Annotated in this window: 20 protein-coding genes; 7 read left to right on the top strand and 13 right to left on the bottom strand. The window is 42.9% G+C overall.

Translation table 11 applies throughout. The features are described 5' to 3' along the window. Window positions 1-60: 60 nt before the first annotated feature. The 5 genes from D0T57_RS00230 to D0T57_RS00210 form a co-directional block, all read right to left on the bottom strand. The gene (locus D0T57_RS00230) at window positions 61-1,983 is read right to left on the bottom strand and encodes an IPT/TIG domain-containing protein (protein ID WP_163269662.1); all 1,923 of its coding nucleotides are present in this window, start codon (window positions 1,981-1,983) and stop codon (window positions 61-63) included. Between the two features lie 18 nt (window positions 1,984-2,001). Then, the gene (locus D0T57_RS00225) at window positions 2,002-3,261 is read right to left on the bottom strand and encodes a glycan-binding surface protein (protein WP_163269660.1); all 1,260 of its coding nucleotides are present in this window, start codon (window positions 3,259-3,261) and stop codon (window positions 2,002-2,004) included. 18 nt (window positions 3,262-3,279) lie between these two features. Continuing rightward, on the bottom strand, window positions 3,280-4,974 hold the full coding sequence (locus tag D0T57_RS00220) for a RagB/SusD family nutrient uptake outer membrane protein (protein WP_163269658.1): 1,695 nt from the start codon (window positions 4,972-4,974) through the stop codon (window positions 3,280-3,282). 216 nt (window positions 4,975-5,190) lie between these two features. Continuing rightward, window positions 5,191-8,367, bottom strand: coding sequence for a TonB-dependent receptor (locus tag D0T57_RS00215; RefSeq protein ID WP_163269656.1), 3,177 nt, complete (start codon window positions 8,365-8,367; stop codon window positions 5,191-5,193). 333 nt (window positions 8,368-8,700) lie between these two features. Beyond that, window positions 8,701-9,579, bottom strand: a complete 879-nt coding sequence (locus D0T57_RS00210; protein ID WP_163269654.1) for an AraC family transcriptional regulator — start codon at window positions 9,577-9,579, stop codon at window positions 8,701-8,703. 270 nt (window positions 9,580-9,849) lie between these two features. Here D0T57_RS00210 and D0T57_RS00205 point away from each other — a divergent pair, with 270 nt between their 5' ends. The 3 genes from D0T57_RS00205 to gap all read left to right on the top strand — a co-directional run bounded on the left by D0T57_RS00205 (window position 9,850) and on the right by gap (window position 13,169). After that, the gene (locus tag D0T57_RS00205; protein WP_163269652.1) at window positions 9,850-10,119 is read left to right on the top strand and encodes a co-chaperone GroES; all 270 of its coding nucleotides are present in this window, start codon (window positions 9,850-9,852) and stop codon (window positions 10,117-10,119) included. Window positions 10,120-10,228: 109 nt separating this feature from the next. Next, entirely contained in the window at window positions 10,229-11,860 is a 1,632-nt protein-coding gene (gene groL / locus D0T57_RS00200; protein WP_163269650.1) for a chaperonin GroEL, read from the top strand. 304 nt (window positions 11,861-12,164) lie between these two features. Continuing rightward, on the top strand, window positions 12,165-13,169 hold the full coding sequence (gene gap, locus D0T57_RS00195) for a type I glyceraldehyde-3-phosphate dehydrogenase (protein WP_163269648.1): 1,005 nt from the start codon (window positions 12,165-12,167) through the stop codon (window positions 13,167-13,169). A 90-nt stretch (window positions 13,170-13,259) separates the two neighbouring features. On the opposite strand, the gene D0T57_RS00190 is transcribed toward gap, so the two are convergent. After that, window positions 13,260-14,012 (bottom strand): Bax inhibitor-1/YccA family protein, encoded by a 753-nt coding sequence (locus D0T57_RS00190; protein ID WP_163269647.1) that lies wholly within the window; start codon window positions 14,010-14,012, stop codon window positions 13,260-13,262. 182 nt (window positions 14,013-14,194) lie between these two features. On the opposite strand from D0T57_RS00190, the gene D0T57_RS00185 reads away from it, so the two are divergent. Continuing rightward, a complete protein-coding gene (locus tag D0T57_RS00185) occupies window positions 14,195-15,637 on the top strand; it encodes an alpha-amylase (RefSeq protein ID WP_163269981.1) in 1,443 nt (480 codons plus the stop codon). A gap of 40 nt (window positions 15,638-15,677) precedes the next feature. On the opposite strand, the gene D0T57_RS00180 is transcribed toward D0T57_RS00185, so the two are convergent. Further along, window positions 15,678-17,246 carry an NAD(P)/FAD-dependent oxidoreductase gene (locus D0T57_RS00180; protein ID WP_163269645.1) on the bottom strand — a complete coding sequence of 523 codons (1,569 nt, stop codon included), beginning with the start codon at window positions 17,244-17,246 and terminating at the stop codon, window positions 15,678-15,680. 227 nt (window positions 17,247-17,473) lie between these two features. On the opposite strand from D0T57_RS00180, the gene D0T57_RS00175 reads away from it, so the two are divergent. Further along, a complete protein-coding gene (locus D0T57_RS00175) occupies window positions 17,474-17,647 on the top strand; it encodes a histone H1 (RefSeq protein ID WP_163269642.1) in 174 nt (57 codons plus the stop codon). Window positions 17,648-17,724: 77 nt separating this feature from the next. On the opposite strand, the gene D0T57_RS00170 is transcribed toward D0T57_RS00175, so the two are convergent. Genes D0T57_RS00170 through proB form a run of 5 tightly spaced genes read right to left on the bottom strand, consistent with a single transcriptional unit; the run spans window position 17,725 to window position 22,157 of the window. Further along, window positions 17,725-18,678: an N-acetylornithine carbamoyltransferase gene (locus tag D0T57_RS00170; RefSeq protein ID WP_163269640.1), complete on the bottom strand. Its 954-nt coding sequence runs from the start codon at window positions 18,676-18,678 to the stop codon at window positions 17,725-17,727. Next, window positions 18,678-19,622 carry an acyltransferase family protein gene (locus D0T57_RS00165; protein WP_163269638.1) on the bottom strand — a complete coding sequence of 315 codons (945 nt, stop codon included), beginning with the start codon at window positions 19,620-19,622 and terminating at the stop codon, window positions 18,678-18,680. The genes D0T57_RS00170 and D0T57_RS00165 overlap by 1 nt, the downstream gene beginning before the upstream one ends. Before the next feature lie 11 nt (window positions 19,623-19,633). Further along, window positions 19,634-19,816: a hypothetical protein gene (locus D0T57_RS00160; RefSeq protein ID WP_163269636.1), complete on the bottom strand. Its 183-nt coding sequence runs from the start codon at window positions 19,814-19,816 to the stop codon at window positions 19,634-19,636. A 2-nt stretch (window positions 19,817-19,818) separates the two neighbouring features. Beyond that, the gene (locus D0T57_RS00155) at window positions 19,819-21,072 is read right to left on the bottom strand and encodes a glutamate-5-semialdehyde dehydrogenase (protein ID WP_163269634.1); all 1,254 of its coding nucleotides are present in this window, start codon (window positions 21,070-21,072) and stop codon (window positions 19,819-19,821) included. Between the two features lie 2 nt (window positions 21,073-21,074). Beyond that, window positions 21,075-22,157 carry a glutamate 5-kinase gene (gene proB / locus D0T57_RS00150; RefSeq protein WP_163269632.1) on the bottom strand — a complete coding sequence of 361 codons (1,083 nt, stop codon included), beginning with the start codon at window positions 22,155-22,157 and terminating at the stop codon, window positions 21,075-21,077. Window positions 22,158-22,460: 303 nt separating this feature from the next. Here proB and D0T57_RS00145 point away from each other — a divergent pair, with 303 nt between their 5' ends. After that, complete coding sequence (locus tag D0T57_RS00145; protein WP_163269630.1) at window positions 22,461-23,414, top strand: aldo/keto reductase; 954 nt, start codon at window positions 22,461-22,463, stop codon at window positions 23,412-23,414. Between the two features lie 72 nt (window positions 23,415-23,486). Beyond that, on the top strand, window positions 23,487-24,275 hold the full coding sequence (gene prmA / locus D0T57_RS00140) for a 50S ribosomal protein L11 methyltransferase (protein WP_163269628.1): 789 nt from the start codon (window positions 23,487-23,489) through the stop codon (window positions 24,273-24,275). Window positions 24,276-24,554: 279 nt separating this feature from the next. Here prmA and D0T57_RS00135 read toward each other — a convergent pair whose 3' ends face one another. Then, complete coding sequence (locus D0T57_RS00135) at window positions 24,555-26,396, bottom strand: gamma-glutamyl-gamma-aminobutyrate hydrolase family protein (RefSeq protein ID WP_163269626.1); 1,842 nt, start codon at window positions 26,394-26,396, stop codon at window positions 24,555-24,557. Window position 26,397 lies beyond the last annotated feature (1 nt).

Raw genomic sequence — 26,397 nt, 5'->3', positions numbered from 1 at the left:
TTCGAAGGCTTGCCCTGTAGCATTGCTTCACGGGCAAGCCTGTAGTTGTTTTTCTAAAAGTTAATAGCGTAGAAACGAAACATCTGTGGCGATATATTTCTGGCCTGATACAATCAATCCGGTAGATTGAAGCGCGGCTTTGATATCCTGAGTAACCTCTAGGGTAAAATCGCCTGATATATTGAAATATTCAGTACCCGGTGCTATTGCCGGCCAACCCGACGAACCGGTTTTGAGAGATCCCTGCGAATCGGCTGCCAGAGAAGACGGATCTACGGTTACCTTGATTATATCACCTACTTCAACAGAACCGAACTGAGTATTTGCAATCTGTACAGAGCCAGACCATCCGCCCATGTCTTGCACTCCCGACCACACAGAGGTGATTATAGGGCCTGCACCTTTTACATAAATATCATAAGTAATCTCGCCATTGGAAGACGTTAGTGTAAGTTGAGTATCTCCTAGTGCGTTGGTCGGTATAGCTACATTGAGCAATGTGCCCTGAAGGATATACTGAACAGTAGATCCATTCACTTTTACTCCTGTCAACTTATTTTCGTTTTGAACTTCAATCGCTAATATAGACCCTGGAGCAATATCTGTGTCCGAACCCGGAAGTACCGGAATGTAACAAAATTCGGGTTTGGTTATTGTCAACGACTGGCTTTTTACAGTTTCGCCATTTGTCATAGTCAAGGTGAGTTCGCCCGTTTCGGCGTCGACAGGAATCGCCACCGTAATGGCTGTTGCCGCACCCGGTGTTACTTCTACTGTTTTGCCACCTCCGAATGTAACTTTCGCTACAAGGTCGAGATTTGTTCCATTTATAGTGACATCGCTGCCTGCTGCTACAGAAGACGGGCTATAGGAAGTAACCGCAGGCTTCAATGTAGTGATAGCAACAGTCGCCGTATTTCCGCTGGCAGTATTTAATGTAAGGTTTCCGCTGGTTGTACCATCAGGGGCAGTTACCTTAATTTCGGTAGTGCTTTGAGACGATGGTGTTGCAGGATCGCTTACCCCTGGGAATGTAACTGTAGTCACCAAGTCCATATTCTTTCCGGTGATTGTTATCACTGTGCTTGCTTTAATATCGGAGGCAGGAGTGGCCACCAGTTCGGCAGGAACAGCCATTCCTATATTGGCAACCGTAACGTGTACACCGGAAGCCGGAATCATAACAATAGCGCCATTGGCAACAGTAGGAGAAAGGGTGAACGACAATTGGTCGTTTTGCACTTCGAAATCGACAGTATCGCCTGCTGCGCCATTGGGTAATACAACATATTCTACCAAGTCTAAATCTTTACCTGTAACCGTAATTTTATCACCCGGTTTCTTATCTGTCAAATCTACTATCTGATTTACCGAAGGAAGAACTACCTGCAATTCCATCTCCGATTCCAATTCTACAGGAATAGTAGCCATATCCGACAAGGTTATTTTACCTGTACGGGCTTCGGCAGGAACAACAAGCTCTATTTTCGAACGTTCCCATGTAATGAAATCTTCATTCGCCACTTCAACATCCTCTGCAAAGATTACCTTTTTCATCAGGTTCAGGTAATCACCCTCTATAGTGAGTGTTTCACCCGGTTTTACAGGAGATGGAGACAGACTTGTGATAGTAATAGGTTCGGTATAAGTAAGTAATGTTTTGGATGTGAGTATTCCATTCGGTGTAACAATCTGTACATAGCCTTCGGCGGCATTCTGAGGGATTGTTACTTTTATCCGTTCGCTACTTACTACTTCGATATCAGTAATTTCAATATTGTCGGGCAGTATAACTTTTGTTACCTTGTCCATGTTCTTGCCAACAAATGTAAGCTGGCCGCCACGCAATGCAGGACTGGGGCCATAGGCTTCGAGCACTACAGAGCCGGAACTATCGTCGTCGTCGGAGCATGCTGTAAATGAGATGGCAAGTATAGCCAGCATCATCAATATAAATCTGTTATATATTTTTGTAAACTTCATCTTTTCTGTTTTTAATCGTTATCGTTGAGCTTTTACAACACGTACATTGTCGATATGGAAAGTCGGGTTACATGTAGTACCTATTGCGGCACTACCTCCGACAAACAATGTGACTCCTGAGTAATGGCCTGATGAATTTGTATTGACCGTAGCACCATTCATTCCATATTTGACGTCTGTCATAGGGATAGTCACAGTAATCCATCCTTCGGTAGAATATTCTCCGGTTTCTGTCCATGGCATCCACATAGCGCGAGGATAAGATTCGCTCCATTTCGCATTTTCGTTAGGATTACCACCGTTGGAAGTTTCCTGCCAGTTCATCCAAGATTCCGATGCTCCTGTAAATATTACCTGTAGAGCCCCTGCCGACCAGTTTTGCACATTCACTTCAAATTTTAGGGCATAGTTTTCCAGATTGCCTGCATCGAAAAAGTCGGGATCGGTTTGGCGATATGTCCAACGATCGTAGCAGAAAAGAGGATCGCTTGTCGATGTATTTCCTTCTGCACTCACGGTTACTTCTCCCGCGAGGATCAAGTATTGCCCGTTAGCCCCGCCTTCGGTTCCATAACCTGTACCTCCGTGCCATCCATGCCAAAATTCACCGTCAGGGTATCTAGTGTCGAAATCGAGGATTATATTACGCTGGTCGCGGAAATCGAAATAGCTTTCGCCCGTACCATATACCGAAGTTACTTTCAATGGGCCGCTTTGTGCGCCGGAAGGTACTCGTACTACAAGGTTGTTGATGTCGTGGCTTACGACTTCAGCTTCGAGATTGCCCGGGAATACGACAGTGAGCGGGTTGGCATCTTCGTGTATAAAGTAAAGCCCCTGAATGTATGCCAGTTCTCCGTCTGCTACATACTCGTAGGTCATACTTCGAGGAGATGGTGCAGGCACTAATGTTTCGAACGTGTAGTAACACGAATCGTTGTTGGTATATAACTTAATCAAGTCTTCTTTCTCGCCGGGAATACCGGCCGGAATAGTAACTATGATTGCATTGTCGGTCACAAAATTGGGATTAAGCTTCGCTTTCTGGTCATTAAAGTATATCTTGTTCACTTTCGACAGGTTTTCACCTATAATCGCTATCTGGCTTCCCAGATAAGCTTTGTCGAGCAACGAGTCAGACTTTGTAGCATCGGTAGGCCGCACATATCTTACTACCGGGGTTTTGCCCGAGCCTCCATTGTCGTCATCGTCGGAACACGAGGTGAATGCAGCGAAAGCCGATAGTATAATAATTATATTGAATATATATTTTTTCATAATCGATAAGCTAAAAGGTTAAAATGGATAATCGACAGGCTCCTGAGTGATCGAAGGAGTTTTTGTTATCGTTTCAGCCGGAACCGGCAATACCAGATTCTTTTCTGTTATTGTTATCACAGAAGCATTCTTGTTGAGATAGAAAATAGAACCTTTGCCTGTAGGGTCGTCGGCCGGATCAACAGACGTGAAACCTGTATGGTAAGCCCCTGCTGCATTTCTTTCCTGCCATGTATAGCTGCCATTGGTTATATAGTGGCGATGGCGTTCCATTCCGTTCAGATATGCCAAAGCCTTGCTCATGTCTCTGTAGCCCATACGTTTGATATCAAAGAAGTTAATGCTTTCGAAAGCAAATTCTACACGGCGTTCTTTAATCAATTCGTCGTATGTTACAGATGAAACATCGGCAGTGAATCCTGCACGGGCGCGTACTTGTTTATACACATCCAGGGCAAGGGCATCGGCTGTAGAAGTACCCGAACCGATACATGCCTCAACATAACATAAGTACACATCTGCAAGACGCAGGATGTAAAGATTGTTTGCGGCATCCTGATTAGATACGCCAGCCAGCCCGTCGCAATCGGCATTAGCTCCAATTACATACTTCCTTACATGTGCCAGCATTTCGTTAGCTGCTTCAGTAGTTTCATCTTCAGAAAAATTCTTGTATGTATAGCCACCACCGCCCAAATTGCTATAGGCATCGTCGTTGCGCATATATGTATAATAACGGCGAAGATCTCTTGCATCGAAAGCTTCCTGCAGGCTAAGGGTAGGCCCTTTACCTGCACCCCATGAAGAACCCAGCGTAATCAAAGCATTGCGAGACAATGAAACGTTGCGCGGATTACCATAACCATATCCATCGTTTGTACATTGTATGGCAAACAGGGATTCGTCCTTGTTGTTTCCTGTAGGGTAAAACATCGTAGAAAGATCGTCGTATAATTTCAGTCCGCTTTCGTTGATCACTTCGGCTGCGTATGATTTAGCTTTTGTGAAGTTTTCGGAAGAAGAAGCATCCGACAGATGCGACGCCATAGTAAGATGGAGCTTTGCCAACATTCCTGTAGCTGTATATTTGGAGCAACGGCCTGCCTGAAATGCTTTCGCCGGCAAATTGTTTCTTGCAAATTCCAAATCCTGACGTGCAAATTCATATACACTGGCTTGTTTGTGACGTATTACCTGATCGCTAGGGATATTATTGTTGGTGATAATAGGTACATCCTGCCAGTATTCCGTCAATAGGTAGTAAGCGATACCACGGATGCAACGCGCTTCGCCCAAAGCCCTGTTTATTACACTTTCGGACACTCCATTGCTTCTTGCTGCATCGGGCATACCATTGATGATATTGTTGCAATAAGAGATTACACGGAACAGCCCGTTCCATCCTTGTGTAAGATATGTATTCCCGTTTTGGAAAGTCATGTAGTAAAACTGTCCTTCCTGATCGTATGTATAGAATAAGTCGCCTGCAAGTTCGTCGCCCGCCATCCACATGAAGTTCATGCTGAAATCCTGCCAAACAAATCCACTATACAACGAAGCTGTATTGGCATTGACAGCGTCTTCGGATGTATAGTAGTTTTCCAACACCAATTTATCTTCCGGCACCACTGTCAGGAAATCGTCGCAGGATGTTGCTCCCAGAATGAGAGAAGAAAGACAAATCGTTTTGATTATATTTTTAATTTTTTTCATGTCTTTTTTTCCTTATATATTTAGTAATTGTTCAAATTTTATCGGAACTATTTCACATATAACTATTTTTCATCCTTTGGTATTCTCTTTATGGTTCTTTCGGGTATCTTTTTTGCTTTTTCCTCTTGGTTTAGCCCGCTAAACCTGCTAGTAAAAAACCAAAAGTCCATCTTAAAATAACTCATAACAGAATACCAATAAAATTTAAACAATTACTTAGAAAGTAATATTTGTTCCGAAAGTGAATACACGAGGGGAAGGATAACGTCCCATATCTACATTGGATAAGCCTGCTTGCTGATTGTATGACCCAATCTCAGGATCGAGTCCCGAATAGTTTGTAAAAGTGTAAACGTTCTGTGCATTGAAATATACCTTGCAACTAGCCATTCCTACTTTCTTCAGCCATTTTGCAGGCAGGTTGTATCCTAGCGAAATATTTTGTATCCGTAGGTAGCTGCCGTCCTCTATCCAACGGTCGCTCATCCGGTTGTTACCATTGATGTCGTTTCCACTCCAGCGAGGAAGGCTTGCGCCCGGATTGATAATGTAGCTGTTGTTGATATCCGTCACGTTGGCGTTATTGTTGTCATAATATCCGATGCGGGCACGTTTAAGAACTGTAGACGACTGGTTGTCCCACTGAGACACCAAGCCTTCGGTCTTCACACGTACATAGTTCAGTATATCTGCACCTACAGAACCGGTCAAGCCGATGCCTAAATCCCAGTTTTTGTATGAGAACGTATTGCTGAACCCAAATGTGAAATCAGGGTTAGGATCGCCGATGATAGTCTGATCGTATTCGTTGATAATTCCATCGGGAACACCGTTAGGGCCACTTATGTCTTTAAACTTCACATCGCCCACCCATGTGCCTGTAGTACGGTGTATATCCACACCTTCGGGAAGGGCACTGTTTCTCAAGTCTTCGGCATCGGCATACAGACCGTCTGTGATATAGCCATAGAACACTCCTACGGGCTGGCCGACCATTATTTTAGAAACAGTCTGGAAACCTGCATACCAGTCGAGCTTGCCATAGATAGGCGTGTCCATGTCGTCCATAGCCTTCACCTTATTCCTGTTCAAAGAGAAAGTGATGTTTGAGTTCCAGTTGAAATCTCTTCCTTTTATATTGTGAGTATTCAGTTCTATATCAATCCCTCGGTTGTCCACCTTGCCGATATTCATATAAGGAGTCATGATGTCAGTCCAGCCCGAGCCTCCCAGTACCGGCGACACCGACGGGCGGAGCAACAAATCTTTTGTTGTTTTATAATACGCATCGAATGTAAGGTTTACGCGATTATTAAATAAGCCTATGTCCAATCCGCCGTTGTATTGTACCGATGCTTCCCATTTCAAATCGGGGTTTGCATTATTCGACATACGATAAGCTGTACCAAAAGCAGAAGGGAATGCCTGCATGGTGGAACCATATTGATAAGTATCTATATTGGAATTTCCTACTTGTCCGTATCCCAGACGGAGTTTCAGATTCGACAACCAACTTTGGGCACCTTCCATAAATTTCTCGCTCGATACACGCCAGGCTCCTGCAAATGAAGGGAAATACCCCCAACGGTTGTTCGCCCCGAACTTAGATGACGCATCGGCACGAAGAGTAGCAGTAAGCAGGTAACGATCGGCGAAGTTGTAATTGGCACGGCCAAAAACAGAGACTGTGGTGGCAGCATCCTTCCATCCGTTGTTGGATACAAATTTACCATCCGGCCCTATTACATGTATGGTATTCGACGAAAGTTGATTTTTTACCAACTGTGTTCCGTTCCATGAAGATTTGGAAGCTTCTGTTCCCGCCATGAAGTTGAGTCCGTGTTTTCCGAAGTTTTGATTGTATGTTGCATAGTTTTTCCACAACCAGTACGTACTGTGGTCTTCTTTTTGCATAATCGAAATATCTTCGTTTTTCAATTGTCCGTATTCGTAGCTGGGTTTAAAGCCTTTGTTTACATTATTGCTGATATCCGTACTGAATTCGGAACGGAAATTCAGGTTTTTGTTAAAGGTCAATAAGGCATATACATTTGCCATAACACGCTGACGAAGCAGCGAGTTGATCTGGTCGTTGGTCAAAGCCACAGGATTGTAGATTGAAGAACCATTTACGGTTTCGGGTCCTGCATAATTGCCATCGAAGTCGTACACCGGAACAGCCGGCGACATCAGCGAAGCTTGCATAACTACGCCATTGATACCATCATTATTGATAATTGATTCTTTGGTACGCGAATAAGATAATGAAGCTCCTATTTTTATATATTTATTAAACTCATTGTCAAAGTTCATTCTCGTTGTAAAACGCTCGAAATCGGAATTAATCAAAATTCCGTCCTGGCTTGTATATCCCAGCGAAACGAGGTATTGAGTTTTGTCGGTACCACCACTCATCGAAAAATTATGGTTGTGCATCCACGCATCTTTGGTTACTGCATCCTGCCAGTCGGTACCCTTGCCCAATAGCGAAGGGTCGAGATATGCCTGATCTACATTTGGCAAAAAGCCTTCGTTGTAAAGTTGCTGTTGGTATGTGCCAAATTCACGCAGGTTCATCATATCCAGGCTTCCGGCACGCACTTGTAGCGATACACTACCGTCGTAGCTGATATTCATACGCCCTTTACTACCGCGTTTGGTAGTAACGATAACCACACCATTCGCACCGGCAGCTCCATAAATAGCTGATGCGGAAGCGTCTTTCAATACATCCATAGATACGATATCTCCCGGTGCGATAGATGCCAACGGATTCACCACATTCTGCCCGTTCGATCCTCCCGACCAATCGAACCCTGCAACACCAGTGCCGGCTCCCGAAACAGGGATGCCGTCGATAATATAAAGTGGCTCGTTGCTGCCATTGATAGATGTGATACCACGTACGCGTATCGAAGTGGCTGCGCCCGGTGCTCCCGAGTTAGATTGCACCTGTACTCCGGCTACGCGTCCTTGAAGAATCTGGTCTACATTGGTAACGATGGATTCTTTCAGCCTGTCGCCCGAAACGCTTGCAACGGCTCCTGTAAGGTCGCTTTTCTTCATGGTTCCGTATCCTACTACAACTACTTCGTCTAGCGCCACATTGTCTTCTTTCATCACAATGTTGATAACAGACTCCGATCCCACTTTTACAGATTGGGGAGTCATACCTATAAAAGAGAATGTGAGCATATCGCCCCTGTTCGCAGTTATGGTATAATTCCCGTCTACATCAGTCATCACAGCAACTTTTGTCTGTGTCTGAACTGTTACGCCCGGCATAGGAGACCCATCCAGTGCATCTGTTACTTTTCCCGATATTTGAATACTTTGTGCAAAAGCACACGGAGCCAAACATATCAGAAACAATAAATAAAGGATTCTTTTCATAATTTAAGGCTTCTATTATTATTTTGATTAGTATTTTTGATGGTTATAGAATAATAATTTTTTCGATGGTAAAATTGATAATACAAATGTATTTGTGATAATAAAATATAACAAATACATTATTATCTTATAGTGATACTTTTTTGTCGCAAATTATATGTATATATTAGAGGGTATGTAATGGGGCGTGTGTTAATTGTTTGACAATAAGCTTTTTGATGGGGGTGAAAAGATGTGATAATAATCAATTTTCATAATTGATTATTTCAATAAAATATAATTGGAAAAAGATTTGGGTTAAGAAAGTATTGCAATCTTGATAAAATAGTATTATTATACGAAAAATTTAGATTCTTTATAATTCTCCCTGAATTCACGAGGCGTACAGCCCTTTTTCTTTTTGAAAATCCTGTTAAAATTCGATAAATTATTAAATCCGCAATCAATGCTTATTTCCGCAACGCTATGTGTTGTATCTATCAACATACGTGCAGCATGCCCAAGCCGTATGTCGTTTAGCGAATCAATAAAATTGCGTCCTGTACGCTGTTTGATAAAACGACTGAAAGCAACCTCTGTCATTCCGACAACGTTGGCTACATCGCTCAGGCGTATCTCCTTATTGTAGTTTGCCTGCATATAATTATATGCGCGCTCGATACGGCGGCTATCGTAACGTTGCTCCTTTTCGTAAAATGCCCGGCTCGATAGTTCGCGCACAGGAGACAACGATAGGTCGTAAAGTATCCCTAAAAGCTTTAGCACCGAATGAGCGCCTTGCGATTCCTGAGCCAGCTTATACAGGCGTTCTTTGATATTCATTATTGCCTCTTTGGAGAAAGTTACTCCATAAACAGCTTTTTCGAACATCTCTTTTACGGTGCGGAACTGGTTTTTCTGCAACAATTCTTCATTGAACAGATCGCCATGAAACTGAATTGTTATCTCTTTGATCTCTTTCGAACTGCATTTGTGGTCGAGCCAGCCATGTTCGAGATTCGAACCGGTAACTAATGTCAGTTCCAGATCGTCGATCACCTCTATGCTGTCGCCTACGACACGCTTTGCCCCGCCTCCGTTTTCTATGAAATTCAATTCAAATTCGGTATGTACGTGTATCGGGAAGGTAAAATGTTGTTTCACCCGCGAGAATATCATAAAACAATCTCTTTTGGAAAGAGGGGTTACCTCCCTTAATATCGAGTCTTTCATAAAACTGTATTTGTATTGCCTAAAGAAAACCTAAAAAATACTGAAACCAATATTGCGCATAAATATATTAAAAATACTGCAAACTTGTATCTGGCAGCCATCTTCCATGCTGCTATCAACTATAATAACACGAATGACGTCTTGTCAGTTCACGGATACTTTCATCCTGCTTTTTTGACAGAAATATTTTTTGGCACACATTTCGCTAAGCTCTATACAGAGAATATTTTATAAAAAATTATATACTAACAATTTAAAAACTTAAAAATCATGAGTATCAAACCATTAGCAGACAGAGTGCTTATTAAGCCGGCTGCGGCCGAAGAAAAAAGCGTGGGAGGCATCATCATTCCTGATACAGCAAAAGAAAAACCACTAAAAGGTGAAGTTGTTGCAGTAGGTGGCGGAACCAAAGACGAAGAAATGGTATTGAAAGCAGGCGACAATGTGCTTTACGGCAAATATGCAGGCACAGAAATAGAGTTCGATGGCGAATCGTACCTTATCATGCGTCAGTCTGATGTACTTGCGATTATCTAATCATAAATACAAAGTAGACAAGATACAAGTAAACGAGTTAGAAAAATATAGTTTAACAAATACTAATAGCTAAAGCTAAAGGCTATTAACTAAAAGCTTAAAAAACAAAATGGCTAAAGAAATAAAATTCAATATTGATGCTCGCGATGAGCTAAAAAAAGGCGTCGATGCATTGGCTAACGCTGTGAAAGTAACACTCGGACCAAAAGGCCGCAACGTAATCATCGAGAAGAAATTTGGTGCGCCACACATCACAAAAGACGGTGTAACTGTTGCCAAAGAAATAGAACTGGAAGAAGCTTTCCAAAATATGGGAGCACAGCTGGTAAAAGAAGTAGCGTCTAAAACCAATGACGATGCCGGTGACGGTACAACTACTGCTACAGTATTGGCACAATCGATCGTTAGCGTAGGTCTTAAAAACGTGACTGCCGGAGCAAACCCAATGGATTTGAAACGCGGTATCGATAAGGCTGTAGCCAAAGTGGTAGAAAACATCAAAGAACAATCGGTAACAGTAGGCGACGACCTCAGCAAAATAGAAAACGTAGCTAAAATATCTGCCAACGGCGACGAAACTATCGGTAAGCTGATTGCAGAAGCTATGGGCAAGGTGAAGAAAGAAGGAGTAATCACTGTAGAAGAAGCTAAAGGAACTGATACTTACGTAGATGTAGTAGAAGGTATGCAATTCGACAGAGGATATATATCTCCTTACTTCGTTACAGATACAGAGAAGATGGAAGCCGATCTTGAAAACCCTTATATCTTGATTCACGATAAGAAAATATCTGTACTGAAAGATATCCTTCCTATCCTCGAAGCTTCTCTAAAATCGGGACGTTCGTTGCTTATCATCGCAGAAGATATAGACTCCGAAGCATTGACCACACTTGTAGTTAACCGCCTTCGCGCAGGTCTTAAAATCTGTGCTGTTAAAGCCCCTGGATTTGGCGACCGCCGCAAAGAAATGCTTGAAGATATCGCTATCCTTACAGGTGGTACAGTAATCTCGGAAGAAAGAGGCCTTTCTCTCGAAGCAGCTACATTAGAAATGCTTGGTACTGCCGACAAAATCACTGTAAACAAAGATAATACAACTATTGTAAACGGTGCAGGCGACAAAGCTGCTATCTCTGCTCGCGTGGGACAAATCCGTTCGCAGATGGAAAAAACTACTTCCGACTACGACCGTGAGAAATTGCAGGAACGCCTTGCTAAACTGGCCGGTGGTGTTGCAGTTCTTTATGTAGGCGCTCCTTCGGAAGTGGAAATGAAAGAAAAGAAAGACCGCGTAGAAGATGCCCTTTCGGCAACACGTGCTGCTATCGAAGAAGGTACAGTTCCGGGAGGTGGTGTAGCATACATCCGTGCTATCGACGCCCTTGAAAATATGAAAGGCGAAAACGAAGATGAGACAACAGGTATCGAAATCGTAAAACGTGCTATCGAAGAGCCTCTTCGCCAGATTGTTGCCAACAGCGGAAAAGAAGGTGCTGTAGTAGTGCAAAAAGTACGCGAAGGCAAAGCCGACTATGGCTACAATGCGCGTGCCGACAAGTACGAAAATCTGAACGCATCAGGCGTTATCGACCCTGCTAAGGTAACTCGCGTAGCCCTCGAAAATGCCGCTTCTATAGCCGGCATGTTCCTTACTACAGAATGCATCATAGCAGATAAGAAAGAAGATAATCCTGCTCCAATGCCTCCTATGGGTGGTGGAATGGGTGGAATGATGTAATTCGTTCCAAATCATTATACAAGAGACAGGCAGGCTACATATAGCTTGCCTGTTTTATCTTAAAAACCGGATACAAGCAAAAAGCAAACTCCACCTTACAAAACAGACAAAAACGTGATTATCAATGTAAAAAACAGATATTTTGTGCTAAAAATAACTAACTTGATAAACCGGATATTAAATAATTTTGTTACTTTTGTATGGCTTTTCTGAGATGATGTTTTATAACATAAAACGTAAGTTTGCGGAAAGTTTTTAAGCTTGGATTAACTCGATTTTTTAACCAAATAAAAATTAAAACAAAATGATTAAAGTAGGTATTAACGGTTTTGGACGTATCGGACGTCTTGTTTTCCGTGCAGCACAAAGCAGAAGCGACATTCAAGTTGTTGGTATCAACGACCTTATCGACGTTGAATATATGGCATATATGCTTAAATATGACACTGTTCACGGAAAATTCAATGGAACTGTTGAAGTAAAAGATGGTAAATTGGTGGTTAACGGAAACGCTATCCGTGTAACTTCTGAAAGAAATCCTGCTGACTTGAAATGGAACGAAATAGGCGCAGAATATATCGTTGAATCTACAGGTCTTTTCCTTGAAAAACCTAAGGCTCAAGGTCACATCGACGCTGGTGCTAAATATGTAGTAATGTCTGGTCCTTCGAAAGACGACACTCGTATGTTCGTTTGCGGTGTAAACCACGACAAATATGAAAAAGGCGAGCAATTCGTTTCTAACGCTTCTTGTACTACAAACTGTCTTGCTCCTATCGCTAAAGTATTGAACGACAAGTTCGGTATCGTAGAAGCTTTGATGACTACAGTACACGCTACTACAGCTACTCAAAAAACTGTAGACGGACCTTCAGCTAAAGACTGGAGAGGTGGACGTGCTGCTGCCGGCAACATCATCCCTTCTTCTACAGGTGCTGCTAAGGCTGTAGGTAAAGTTATCCCTGAGCTTAACGGTAAACTTACAGGTATGTCTATGCGTGTTCCTACACTCGACGTTTCTGTAGTTGACCTTACTGCCCGTCTTGCTAAAGAAACTTCTTACGAAGATATCTGTAAAGCAATGAAAGAAGCTTCGGAAGGCGAATTGAAAGGTGTTCTTGGATATACTGAAGATGCAGTAGTTTCTTCTGACTTTATCGGTGACCCTCGCACTTCTATCTTCGATGCTAAAGCAGGTATCCAACTTAGCCCAACTTTCGTAAAAGTTGTTAGCTGGTACGACAATGAGTGGGGATTCTCTACTAAAATGCTTGAACTGATCGCTCACATGGCTAAAGTTAACGCATAATAGCTGATATAAATTTATCGAGCATATAGAAAAGCCGCAAGACTTAAAATCTTGCGGCTTCTTCTTTTCTCCGGATGAGAAATCTATTACTTATCTGCTGCTTGCGGCAAGTTTAGCCAACAGGCGAAGAATTTCGATATACAACCATACCAATGTAACCATTAGCCCGAAAGCACCGTACCATTCCATATATTTAGGTGCTTGGTATTCTGCTCCTTGTTCTATAAAATCGAAGTCGATAATAAGGTTCAATGCTGCAATGATCACGACAAAAACACTGATACCTATTCCCAATGGAGAAGCCAGATACATCGGCGAAGTCACACCGAAAAACGACAGGATAAAACTACCTAAGTAGAAAACTGCAATACCTGCCGTTGCTACAAAAATAATGCTTTTGAAGCGTTGGGTAGCTTGAATTATCCTGAAGCGATATAATAGGAGCATTACTGTAGCTACAATGAATGTCAACGAGATGGCTTGCAAAGCGATACCCGGATAAGAAGCGTTCAGTATAGCAGATATACCACCTAGTGCCAAGCCTTCGAGAATTGCATATACAGGCGACAGATAAGGAGCCGATTCTTTCTTAACTACAATTATAATACTCACTATCAATGCGCCAATAAGTCCACCCCAAAAAAGTGGCATAACCATGCCCGAAAATGTCAGGCTCGAAACCATATTCCATGTAATAATAGCTCCTACTGCCACACAGGCTAGGAGTATTCCTGTTTTGCCGATAGCGCCGTTGACTGTCATAGCCTGGCTCGAATCTGTAGCTTGACCTACTTTATCGTAGGCATTCTTGAACGAAGGGTTACCCGATTTAAATAATGCCATAATATGCTTTGTGTTTAGTGTTTAAAAATTAAAGTATAAAGATAAATACATCTGCCTGAATTACAAATTTAACGTATATTTCTTTTACTTTACAATAGAATAAACATTTATTCGCCAAAAGGCGTTAATTATCTGTCGCCTTCTCAGCAGGCAATAAGAGTATGAAGATCAAACCCGAAGAAATGAAAAATGGAGTAATGATGCAGTATTTCGAATGGAATCTGCCAAATGACGGAAACTTGTGGAAACAACTGAAAGACGATGCAAAGCATCTGCACGAAATAGGAATAACTGCCGTGTGGATTCCTCCGGCATATAAAGCCGACGAACAACAAGACGAGGGGTATGCCACCTACGACCTGTACGACCTTGGCGAATTTGAACAAAACAACACTGTAAGAACTAAATACGGGACAAAGCAGGAACTAAAAGAGATGATAGAAGAATTGCATAGATACAAGATTTCTGTCTATCTGGATACTGTAATGAACCACAAATCGGAAGGCGACTACACCGAAAAATTCATGGTGAAGGAAGTCGATCCCAAAGACCGTACTAAAGAACTGGGAGACGCATTTGAGATACAAGGCTGGACAGGCTATCAGTTCAAAGGGCGGAGCGGAAAATATTCCGGCTTCAAATGGCACTGGTACCACTTTTCGGGAGTAGGTTTCGACGATGCAAAAAAGCGAAGCGGTGTATTCAAGATTATGGGGGAAAATAAGGACTGGAGCAGCGGTGTAGATGATGAAAACGGCAACTACGATTTCCTTTTGGGAAATGATATAGACCTCAACCATCCCGAAGTGATAAAGGAACTAAATAGTTGGGGCTTATGGGTATCCGAAGAATTGAACCTCGACGGTATGCGCCTCGATGCTATCAAGCATATGAAAGACCAGTTTGTAAAACAATTCGTAGAAACCATAAGGGCTAAGCGGGGCAAAGACTTTTATGCAGTAGGAGAATACTGGAGCGGAGATCGCAAAAAACTAGAAAACTATCTTGAAGTGGTGGACAATACTGTCGACCTCTTCGATGTCCCTTTGCATTACAACCTATGGGAAGCTTCGCAAAAAGGGAAAGATTACGATATGCAAACACTGTTCGACAACGCATTATTTATATCCCACCCCGAAGAAGCTGTAACCTTTGTCGACAACCACGACTCGCAGGCGGGCAGTTCGCTCGAATCGCAAATACAAGATTGGTTCAAGCCTCTGGCATACGGACTGATCCTGCTGATGAAAGATGGTTATCCTTGCCTGTTTTATGGAGATTATTATAAAATAAAAGATAAGGAATCGCCTCACAGGCTGATTATCGATATTATACTGAAAGCCAGATGCCAATATGCCTATGGAGAGCAAACGAATTACTTCGACCATCCTTGCACAGTAGGCTTTGTGAGAATGGGAGATAAGGAACATGCAGATTCCGGGTTAGCTTTCTTAATCTCGAACGATGAAGACGGCGACAAGAAAATGAATGTGGGTAAAGACCGCAAAGGAGAAACCTGGATTGACATAACCGGTAGCATTGAACAAACAGTGGTGATAGATGAAAATGGGGACGGATTGTTCCTTGTAAAAGGGCGAAACCTGTCCATTTGGGCTAAAGGGTGAAAAATGAAGGTGTCCCAAAAGTAATGAAGGACACCTTTGTTTATTGAGTATACGCAGATAAGTAGCCGGACAAAGCCTCGGCGCACCGTTCGCCATCCATAGCGGCCGACACTATCCCTCCTGCATAACCGGCACCTTCGCCGCAAGGGAAGAGTCCTTTTATCTGAGGATGCTGCAATGTTTCCCTGTCGCGTACTATCCGCACAGGCGAAGATGTACGGCTTTCTACGGCTATCAGTACAGCTTCGTTTGTCAGGTACCCTTTATAATTTTTTCCCACCTTGCGGAAAGCTTCCTGCAATCGCGACACTACAAACCGTGGCATCCATTCGTGCAAAGGAGACGATATTACTCCGGGAGCATAAGAGGTTGGCGGCAAGGAGTTACTTTTCCTGCCATTTACAAAATCGTACATCCGTTGTGCAGGAGCTACCTGAGTCTTGCCTCCGTGTATCCATGCCTGTTCTTCTATATCTTCCACAAATTTCAGGAGAGACAGCTCGCCGTATTTTGCATACTCGGGAAAATCCTCCGGATGTATCTCGACCACCACGCCCGAATTTGACCAACGCGCACCACGGTTAGATGCCGACATTCCGTTTACAACCACCTGCCGCGGCCCACTGGCGGATGGAACAATCGTTCCCCCGGGGCACATACAGAATGAATAAACCCCGCGGTCGCCAGCCTGTACTACAAAGCTATACTCTGCTGCGGGAAGATAATCGCCCCGGCCCTGCTCATTGTGATACTGAATCTGGTCGATCAGGTGCGCCGAATGCTCTACACGAAAACCGACAGCCAAGCCTTTGGCCTCTATTGCTACATCCTGCTCGTGAAGCATATAATATACATCGCGTGCCGAATGCCCTGTGGCTAGGATAACCTGCCCGTGGAATATCTGCCCGGTATTGGTTTCTATGCCTTTTACTTCTCCATCTTCTATAATAAGTTTATCCATCCGGGTCTGAAAATGGACTTCTCCCCCCGAGTGGATTATTTGCACACGCATTTTTTCTATTATTCCGGGCAATTTGTCCGTTCCGATATGCGGATGGGCATCTACTAAGATAGAAGCATCGGCTCCATGTTGGCAGAAGACATTGAGTATCTTGTCCACATTGCCACGCTTCTTGCTGCGGGTATATAGTTTCCCGTCGGAATATGCGCCTGCTCCCCCCTCGCCAAAACAGTAGTTAGATTCGGGATTAACCAGATGCTCCCTGTTCATCAATGCTGTATCGCGCTTGCGGTCGCGCACGTTTTTCCCCCGCTCTACTACCACGGGGCGAATACCGAGTTCTATCAGGCGCAAGGCAGCGAACAGTCCTGCCGGGCCTGCACCGACCACTATAGCCGAAGGTGCATTTCCTACATTGGGGTAATAGGTGCTCTGAAAAGCCGGCTCTTGCTGCTCTTCGTTGATATAGCCCCTTATCCGCAGGTTGACAACAATATTGCGTTGGCGGGCATCAATAGAGCGCCGCAGGATACGCATGGAGGTTATATCATTTACCGACACCCCGGCTTGTGCCGAAAATATCTTCTTAAGACTATCTGGGTCAGATGCCTGTTGAGGCGAAACTCGAAAATCCAAATCTTTTTGCATGGAACAAAACTTAATGAGACACAAAGATATTACAATTATCAGGTAAAAAATACAGCCCGTCCATCTATAAAAAGATATAAAAGGGGAGAAATAGCCATACAAAAGGGAAACTTAAAGAAAAATACATATTTTTTTCCTGATATTTCTTTACATTTAAACCAAACTCTCTTTATTTTGTTAAATAAAATAGATTACCTTTGTTCAAATTTTTTAAAATAGAAACAAACATGAAAAATTTAGTAGAAAAATTACAAAATGATTTCGAAGGCTTCGCTAAAGATGCAAAAGCTCAAATTGAAAACGGAAACAAGGCCGCAGGTCAACGTGCAAGAAAAGTTTCTCTCGAAATAGAGAAAGCTCTTAAAGAATTCCGTAAAAAATCAATTGACGCTGCGAAATAATTAGTTTCAAGCTTATCAAAGAAAACAAGAAAGCCCTGATATTTCAGAGCTTTCTTTGTTTTTATACCGTGGCCTGTTTACAGGCTTTCCAGCATTCTTTTCAATACGGTCTGCGCCGATATCTCCCTGTTAGCAGCTTCGGGTATCACTATCGACTGTGGGCTTTCGATCACGTCGTCGCTCACAATCATATTGCGGCGCACCGGCAGGCAGTGCATAAAATAAGCATTATTGGTCAATGCCATCTTCTGCGTAGTTACTGTCCACGACATATCTTTGCTTAATATTTTGCCATAATTGGGGTCGGCATATGCAGCCCAGTTCTTGGCATAGACAAAATCGGCTCCTTCAAGTGCTTTGTCCTGATTGTATTCGACGCGTGCGCCACGTACAAATTTCGGATCGAGCTCGTAGCCTTCGGGATGTGTGATAACAAAATCCACGTCGGCCTCATTCATAAAATCAGCAAAGGAGTTAGGCACAGCCTGCGGCAAAGCTTTCGGATGTGGCGCCCATGTCATTACCACCTTAGGGCGTGCCGTCTTTTTATATTCTTCTATGGTTATCAGGTCGGCGAATGCCTGCAAAGGGTGGCCTGTAGCAGCCTCCATGCTAAATACTGGTTTTCCTGAATATTTAATAAATTGATTCAATATCTTTTCCTGATAGTCGTCTTCTTTATTTTCGAATTGGGCAAAAGCGCGTACACCTATTATGTCGCAATAGCTACCCATTACAGGTATGGCTTCGAGTATATGTTCCGACTTGTCGCCGTCCATTATTACGCCACGCTCGGTCTCCAGCTTCCATGCTCCCTGATTGATATCGAGCACCATCGTGTTCATGCCGAGGTTCATGCCCGCTTTCTGTGTGCTCAGGCGTGTGCGCAGGCTGGAATTGAAAAATACCATCAGCAGTGTTTTATTTTCTCCCAGATGCTTATAAGCATAACGGTTTTTCTTTATTTCCAGGGCTTCCTTTACAGCGGTTTGTAAGTCGCCTAGGTCTTTTACATTTGTATATGTTTTCATTATAAGAATATTTTTATGCGTTTATTTATAAAGATAATAACAAAAGAGGCAAGGATGGATAAAAATACAATCAATATAAACTCAAGTAGCGGAATAACCGTTTCGCCCCTGCCTGCCCATACCCTGAACAAGACATACATATGTACAAAATATATGGCTGATGGCAACTGGCTGAAATAGAGCTGCAATTTACTATCGCTCGTACTATATTTCGACAATGCCAAAACAAGCATGAATGCCGAGGGGCAGACCACTATAAGAGAAACATAAAGATCGCGGATAAACATTGTGCCGTAACCTATATACGATTCTGCAATCAGACACAAAAACCCTAATGAGCACAAGATATACAGGTGCTCTTTTTTTATCTTTTCATGTAATTGCTTTACTCGGATATAATACCCAAGCATAACAAAAGGGAAGCCTATAAACAAGCCGTTGCGTGCATAATGGTAATTGATATCCCTGACATATTCGATGAAATAGCCGGCTACAAACAAGATGAAGGCCAGTACTAATAAGATTATATCTTTCCTCAATGTCTTTTTCAGCAAGACCAGTAATGCGATGCCAACAATAGCTGCCGGAAGATACCAAAGATGGAAAAAACCAAAGAAGTATTCTTTTAAGAGAGCATCCAGTCCAACATTGGTAAATATAGATAAATGATCGAGCTTGTAATAAGGCCGCAGATAAATGATAAACCATGTAGTATAAATGACAAGCAAGTGAAGCAGATACTTCCTTACGGCTTTCCAGTCACCCAGTTTCGGGGCAAAATAATAACCGTTGATAATAAAAAAGCAAGGAACAGCCATGCGGGCAACCCCTTCCGAAACCAACCAATAAGCCAATCCGGGCTCATAGAGTAGTTTGAAATGGATAGTAATAACTAGAATACTCAAGACAAACTTAAAATAATCGAGTGTTATATTTCTGCCCATAAGTTTTGTCGTTATCCTTTTTCTAAATCTTTCTTATCCCTCTTGCGGTCGTACGCTTTCTTATTCTTATGGATTTCGGTGGTACGCTTCCATCCGGCAGATTGCGAAAGTTCATTATCCCTGTCTGCTTTCTTTACCGCTTTTATATAGTCTTCTATGGTTATCCTGCCTTTTGCTTTCTTCTTCTTTTTCATTATCAATTTCTTATCTGCCCATCGCCTTCTACAATCCATTTGTATGTGCATAGTTCTTCCAAAGCCATTGGTCCGCGGGCGTGCATTTTTTGTGTACTGATTCCGATTTCGGCTCCTAAGCCGAATTGTGCGCCATCGGTAAACGCTGTCGATGTATTGGCATAGATACAAGCTGCATCTATCACTCTTTCGAATAGTTTTACGGCGTCCCTGTCTTCGCTAACTATAGCCTCGCTATGTCTCGAACTGTATTGTGAAATATGGTCGATTGCTTCATCTATTCCGTAAACGGTCTTAACAGCCATCTTATAATCGAGAAACTCGGTGCCAAAACTGCTTTCGTCGGCATTTTTCAACTGGTCGTAAGGATAGCTAGGAAATAGCACTTCGTACGCCTGTTTATCGGCGTATATTATTACATCCTTTTTTGCCAGATCTTCGCATAAGAACGGCAGATCGACAAGCCTGTCTTTGTCTATGACAAGGCAGTCAAGCGAATTACATACGCTTACCTTACGGGTCTTGGCATTGGTGATGATATTCTTGCCCTTATGCAAATCGCCGTCTTTGTGGAAATATGTATGGCAAACGCCTGCCCCTGTTTCTATTACAGGTATGCGTGCATTCTCGCGCACATAGTCGATCAGTTGCCTGCCTCCGCGCGGTATTATCAGGTCTACATATTTGCGTGCATTGAGCAATTCGTCCGTGGCTGCTCGTTCGTTTGGCAGCAAGGTACAGACATTGGGATTCACCCCATTTTCGTCCAGCACAGTCCTTATAATATCTATTATCGCTTCGTTCGAAAAACGGGCATCCGATCCGCCTTTCAGCACACAGGCATTCCCCGATTTCAGACAGAGGGAGAACACATCGAAACTTACATTCGGACGGGCTTCATATATTATACCGATCACGCCAAAAGGTACAGTAACTTTAGAAAGATGTAAACCATTGGGAAGAGTTTTCTGCATCAAGGTTTTACCCACGGGCGAAGGTAATGCCGCCACATTGCGTATATCTTTTACAATATCCTTTATCCGCTGCTCGTTGAGTAAAAGACGGTCGTATTTAGGATTGCCTGCATCCATGCGCTGAAGATCCTTCTGGTTTTCGGCAAGGATATAGTGCATTTTCGACTCGGTTTCCTTTGCAATAGCTTCGAGTATTGCGTTAATGTCTTTTTCTTCCAGCAGGCTAAGGCTACGGGTAGCGTCGGCTACCGTTTGGAAGATACTCTGGTGATAATCGTCCATTTTTATTTTTCAATATATAAATAATCGTAATGAATAACAGCTTTCTTATTGCTTTTACCTATTATTTCGTTTGCTTTTTCGCTATTGTAAGCCGTACGGCCTATCCCTATTTGTTTGCCGAGGTGGTCTATGATGCGTACAATATCGTCTGCCTCAAAGTTACCAATTATTTTTGTGATTCCTATAGGTAGCAGGCTTACAGCCTTTTCGCCCAGCAGGGCTTCGCTTGCACCCTGATTGACATGTATTTCACCCTTGGCAAATCCTTCGGAGTGGGCAATCCATTTTTTTAGGCTATTGGCGGCTTTGGGCGAAGCTACAAAGCGCGTGGAAGGTACATCTTTTTTGCCAATCAGATCGACTAATATATGGCTTGTCCTGCCATTGGCTATTATGACTTCGATTCCCTCTTCGGCCACTTTGCGGGCAATATTGTATTTGGTAGTCATGCCACCACGCCCGGTAGATGACTTAGACGTTTGTATGCAGTCTTCTATGTTGTTTTTACCGTTTTTGGTATCTATTTCCCTTATCAGTTCGGAGGCAGGGTCGGAAGGATTTCCTGTATATATACCATTGATATTGCTCAATATGATAAGTTTATTACACCCCATCATAGTGGCTACCAACCCCGAAAGTTCGTCGTTGTCGGTAAACATAAGTCCATTGACCGATATCGCATCGTTCTCATTTACAATGGGCATCACCTTGTTGTCGAGCATCACCGACATACAGTTGCGCTGATTAAGGTAATGGCGGCGCGTGGAAAAATCTTCCTTTGTGGCAAGTATCTGCCCGCAGACTATGCCATGCTGGCGAAACAGATCGGAATAACGGTTGATAAGCTTGACCTGCCCCACCGAAGAATAAAGTTGCCGCGCCGATACGGTGTCGAGTTTGGCTTTTGCTTTTACTTCCGACTTTCCCGAAGCCACAGCTCCCGACGAGACAAGGATGATTTCTACCCCGCTCTTATTGAGTTCGGCTATCTGGTCTACCAATGCCGACATTTGTGTAACATCCAATGTGCCATCCTTGCGGGTAAGCACCTGACTGCCTATTTTTACAACTACACGTTCTTTCATGCCAAAAACTACCAAAACAACAAAGTTATAAATTAATTTTGGTAAAGTGTCATTGTTCTTTTCCTTGTAATAGAAAAATGCATTATATTGCAATAATCTGAATAAAGAGGCAGGAAATTTATCTTTATAATAGGTGATAGTGTTAGAATCAGAAGGAAAAAGTAACACGGAAAAACGGGTAAAAAGCTGTTACTTTTGTTACTTTTTATTTGGCGAAAGTAAAATAATTCTTTGATTTGTAATAAACTAATATTTGTGCTTTATTGTTGAAAGTAACAGGTAATATAATAATATTTTAAGCATATGAAGTATAATTTTTGTGGCAATAGCGGATTGCAACTACCCGAAATATCATTGGGTTTGTGGCACAACTTTGGCGATGTAGACAATTTTGATGTAGCTACGTCTATGATTCTGTACGCTTTCGAGAAGGGGGTTACCCATTTCGATCTGGCAAACAACTACGGGCCTCCTCCCGGAAGTGCCGAAACAAACTTTGGGAAAGTGTTGGCTAAAGAGTTGAAAAATCATCGCGACGAGCTTATTATTTCGTCCAAAGCCGGACACCTGATGTGGGATGGCCCTTATGGCGACGGAGGCTCGCGCAAATATATTATGGCGAGTATAGACCAGAGCTTGAAGCGGACAGGGCTGGAGTATTTTGATATTTTCTATTCGCACCGTTACGACCCTCATACACCGATAGAAGAAACCATGCAGGCTTTGGTGGATATCGTGCGGCAAGGGAAGGCCTTGTATATCGGTATATCGAAATACCCGCCACGGAAAGCCGCCGAAGCTTATGAGTTCTTAAAAGCGCAGCATGTTCCTTGCCTTATCTATCAAGACAGGTACAGCATGTTTGCTCGTGAGCCGGAAGCTGAGCATATGTCGCTCAACGAAAGGTATGGTGTCGGGTTCATTGCATTCTCTCCATTAGCGCAGGGGCTTCTTACCAATAAATACCTGAATGGTATTCCCGAAACCTCGCGTGCCCATAAGAGCCACGGCTTTTTGCAGGAGGATGAAATTACCCCGCAAGTGATAGAAAGAGTAAAGGCATTGAATATATTGGCTCAGCAACGGGGACAGACATTGGCAGAAATGGCTCTGGCGTGGCTTTTGCAAAATAAGCACGTGACTTCCGTTATCGTAGGTACAAGTTCGCTCAATCAGCTGAAAGATAATCTGAAAGCTACGGAGAATAGGGATTTTACACTTGACGAACTGGAGCAGATAGAACGTATATTGAAATAAGGAGGGATTATCTTCCGGTATGTGGATATATTACAGGATAGAAAAATGTACCTTTGCCGAAAAACAGATATTATGAAATATATTGAAGTCAAATTCACCTGCGTTCCTAACAATGAGATTGTAAACAGTATCCTCTCAGCTTCTATAGCCGAACTGGGATTCGAAAGTTTTGTAGAAGATGAGGACGGTACATTGGCCTATATTCAAAGCGATGTTTTCGATATAGCTGCTTTGGATCAGCTTTTAGCCGATTTTCCATTAGAAGCACAGATTAGCTATACATTCAAGAGTATAGAAGAACAGAATTGGAACGAAGAGTGGGAGAAGAACTATTTCCAACCATTGACTATAGATGACAAGTGCATCATTCAGAGTACATTCCATAAAGTTCCGGCAACATACGAATACAATATCTATATAGATCCTAAAATGGCTTTTGGTACGGGGCATCACCAGACCACCGAACTGATGATAAGGGAGATACTGAAAGATGATTTTGCCGGAAAATCGTTGTTGGATATGGGAACGGGAACAGCTATATTGGCTATATTGGCTTCCATGCGAGGAGCGAACCCTATCGAGGCAATAGATATAGACCAATGGGCGTACGACAATGCGATGGAAAACCTGAAACTCAATAGTGTGGATAATGTTTCCGTAGAGATTGGAGGAGCGGAGTTGCTGGGGGATAAGTCTTTCGATATTATATTGGCGAATATAAACCGTAATATATTGCTGAACGATATTCCTGCATATGCTTCGGTTCTCAACGATGGCGGGTATTTGTATATGAGTGGCTTCTATGTGGAAGATATACCTCTTATCACAGACTGGACAGCAGTGAAATATCAGAAGGCCTGAAATACATAAGAGGAGGCTTTTGAATCAAAACCTCCTCTTATGTGTGAGTCAAATTAGGTATTAGGCTTAAGGTAAAATAAAGATTGTTTGGTTATCGATACAAAGGAACGACTTTTGAATGCTCCTGCCAAATTAAAAAACATATTATAAAACATATTTTTTATAAATTATGCTAACCAAATAGCCCCTTTTTGCCAATACCTCTAAAAAAATTAACATTTGAATGGTCTTTGAAATATCTCTGTCTTGTTACGTAACCCCCTTTGCTACAGGTTGCTATTAATTGGTTGTGGTATCCTTGGCATTCTGTTGAACGGTATTCATCACACGGAGGAAGTTACCACCCCATATTTTCCCGATCTGTTCGTTGGTGTAGCCTCTTTCCATTAGTTTCATGGTGATGTTTATCATATCGTTGCTTCCATCGCAGCCAATCAGTCCACCGCCGCCATCGAAATCGGATGCAATGCCTACATGATCTATTCCTGCCACTTTAACAGCGTGGTCTATATGGTCGATAGCATCTTGCAGGCTGGCTTTCTTCCTGTCCTTGTTGATGAAGAGGTCTACAAGGCAGATTTGTACTACGCCGCCGTTTTTAGTTATAGCCTGCATTTGCTTATCCGTAAGGTTGCGGTCGTGATAGCAAAGGGCTTGTGCCGACGAGTGTGAAGCAATGATAGGTTGTTCGGATAGTTCGATTACATCCCAAAAAGTTTTCTCTCCTGCGTGCGATACATCTATCATCACTCCCAGGCGGTTCATCTCTTTTACCACCTGCTTGCCAAATGGACTGAGTCCGTTCCATTCGTGGTTCGATTTGCTTGAGGTATCGCAGATGTCGTTGTCTTTGGTATGGCAGAGGGTGATATAATTAACGCCCATCTTTTTGAACCTTGCTATATTGGCAATGTCCTTGCCTATGCCATATCCGTTTTCTATGCCGATAAAGATTGCTTTTTTGCCTTCTTCTTTGATTCTCCTAAGGTCGTCGGCGGTATAGGCTATTTCGCAGAGGTCTTTATTCTTTTCCACTTGCGAATGGATGCCTTTTATCAGTCCTTCTATCTTGTCGACGGTTTTCTGGCTCGAAACCTTGTCGCGGAGGCCTTGTGCGGTATATGCGGCGAAAAAAATAGCATCGAGCATCCCTTCTTCCATTTTAGGAAGGTTTACCTGATTGCTCTCTCTTTTGCCTATATCGAAACCTGCTTTCTTAAATTCTAAGGGGGTATCGCAATGGGTATCGACAGACAAGATCTGCTTATGGAGTTCTTTCGCTCTGCGGAACAGGTCGGCCTCGCCCATAAAGAATGAGAACAGTTTCAGCATTGTTGTATCTCCTGCTGCTGCCTGTACTTCGGGATGCCATTCTACAGCAATGATATTGCGGTTGGGATATGCTTCAATAGCTTCGACCATACCGTCGGAAGCCTTAGCTGTAGCCCTAAATCCGGGAGCCACTTTTTTCACTCCCTGATGGTGGTAGCTGTTGGTATGCACATTGGTCACACCCAATATCGAAGCCAGCTTGGAACCTGCATCTATCGAGACATCGTGCGTTACTATATCGCGTGGCTGCTTTTGCTTATGCTCTATGTCGCTTTTTGCCTGTAATGGTATGTCTTGATAGAGGCTTCCACCATAAGCTACATTTATCAACTGCATGCCGCGGCAGATGCCAAGGATAGGAATGTTGCGGTCGGCAGCCAGCTTGAGCAGTACAAAGTCGTAGATGTCGCGTATAGAATCTATCTCGTTTACTTTGGGTATCTCCTTTTCGTTGTAATAAGAAGGAGCAATGTCATCACCGCCTGTTATTATCAGCCCGTCGAGTTGCTTTACTATATCCCTTAGTACAACGCCGTCTGTCATAACGGGAATCACGATGGGTGTTCCTCCGGCTTTGAGTATGGCCTGTATATATGTGCCTGAGATAACCGAGCCGCCTTTGCTGCCTCGTGTAGCCGATACGCCTATCAGCGGGTTCTTTTTTGCTCTCAGATCTACGAACTCTTTATCTGTTTGCTCGTGTAGTCTGGGAAGTGAAGGGTTGTTCTGGCTTTTGGCTATTATGCAGAACAATAGGGCTATTGATATTGTAATCAGTTTAAAGTTCATA

It is taken from the genome of Dysgonomonas sp. 511 (assembly GCF_010501105.1).
Taxonomy (GTDB): Bacteria; Bacteroidota; Bacteroidia; order Bacteroidales; family Dysgonomonadaceae; genus Dysgonomonas.
Note: the sequence above shows the minus strand (reverse complement) of the source record. Positions and strands in the feature narration are given on the sequence as shown.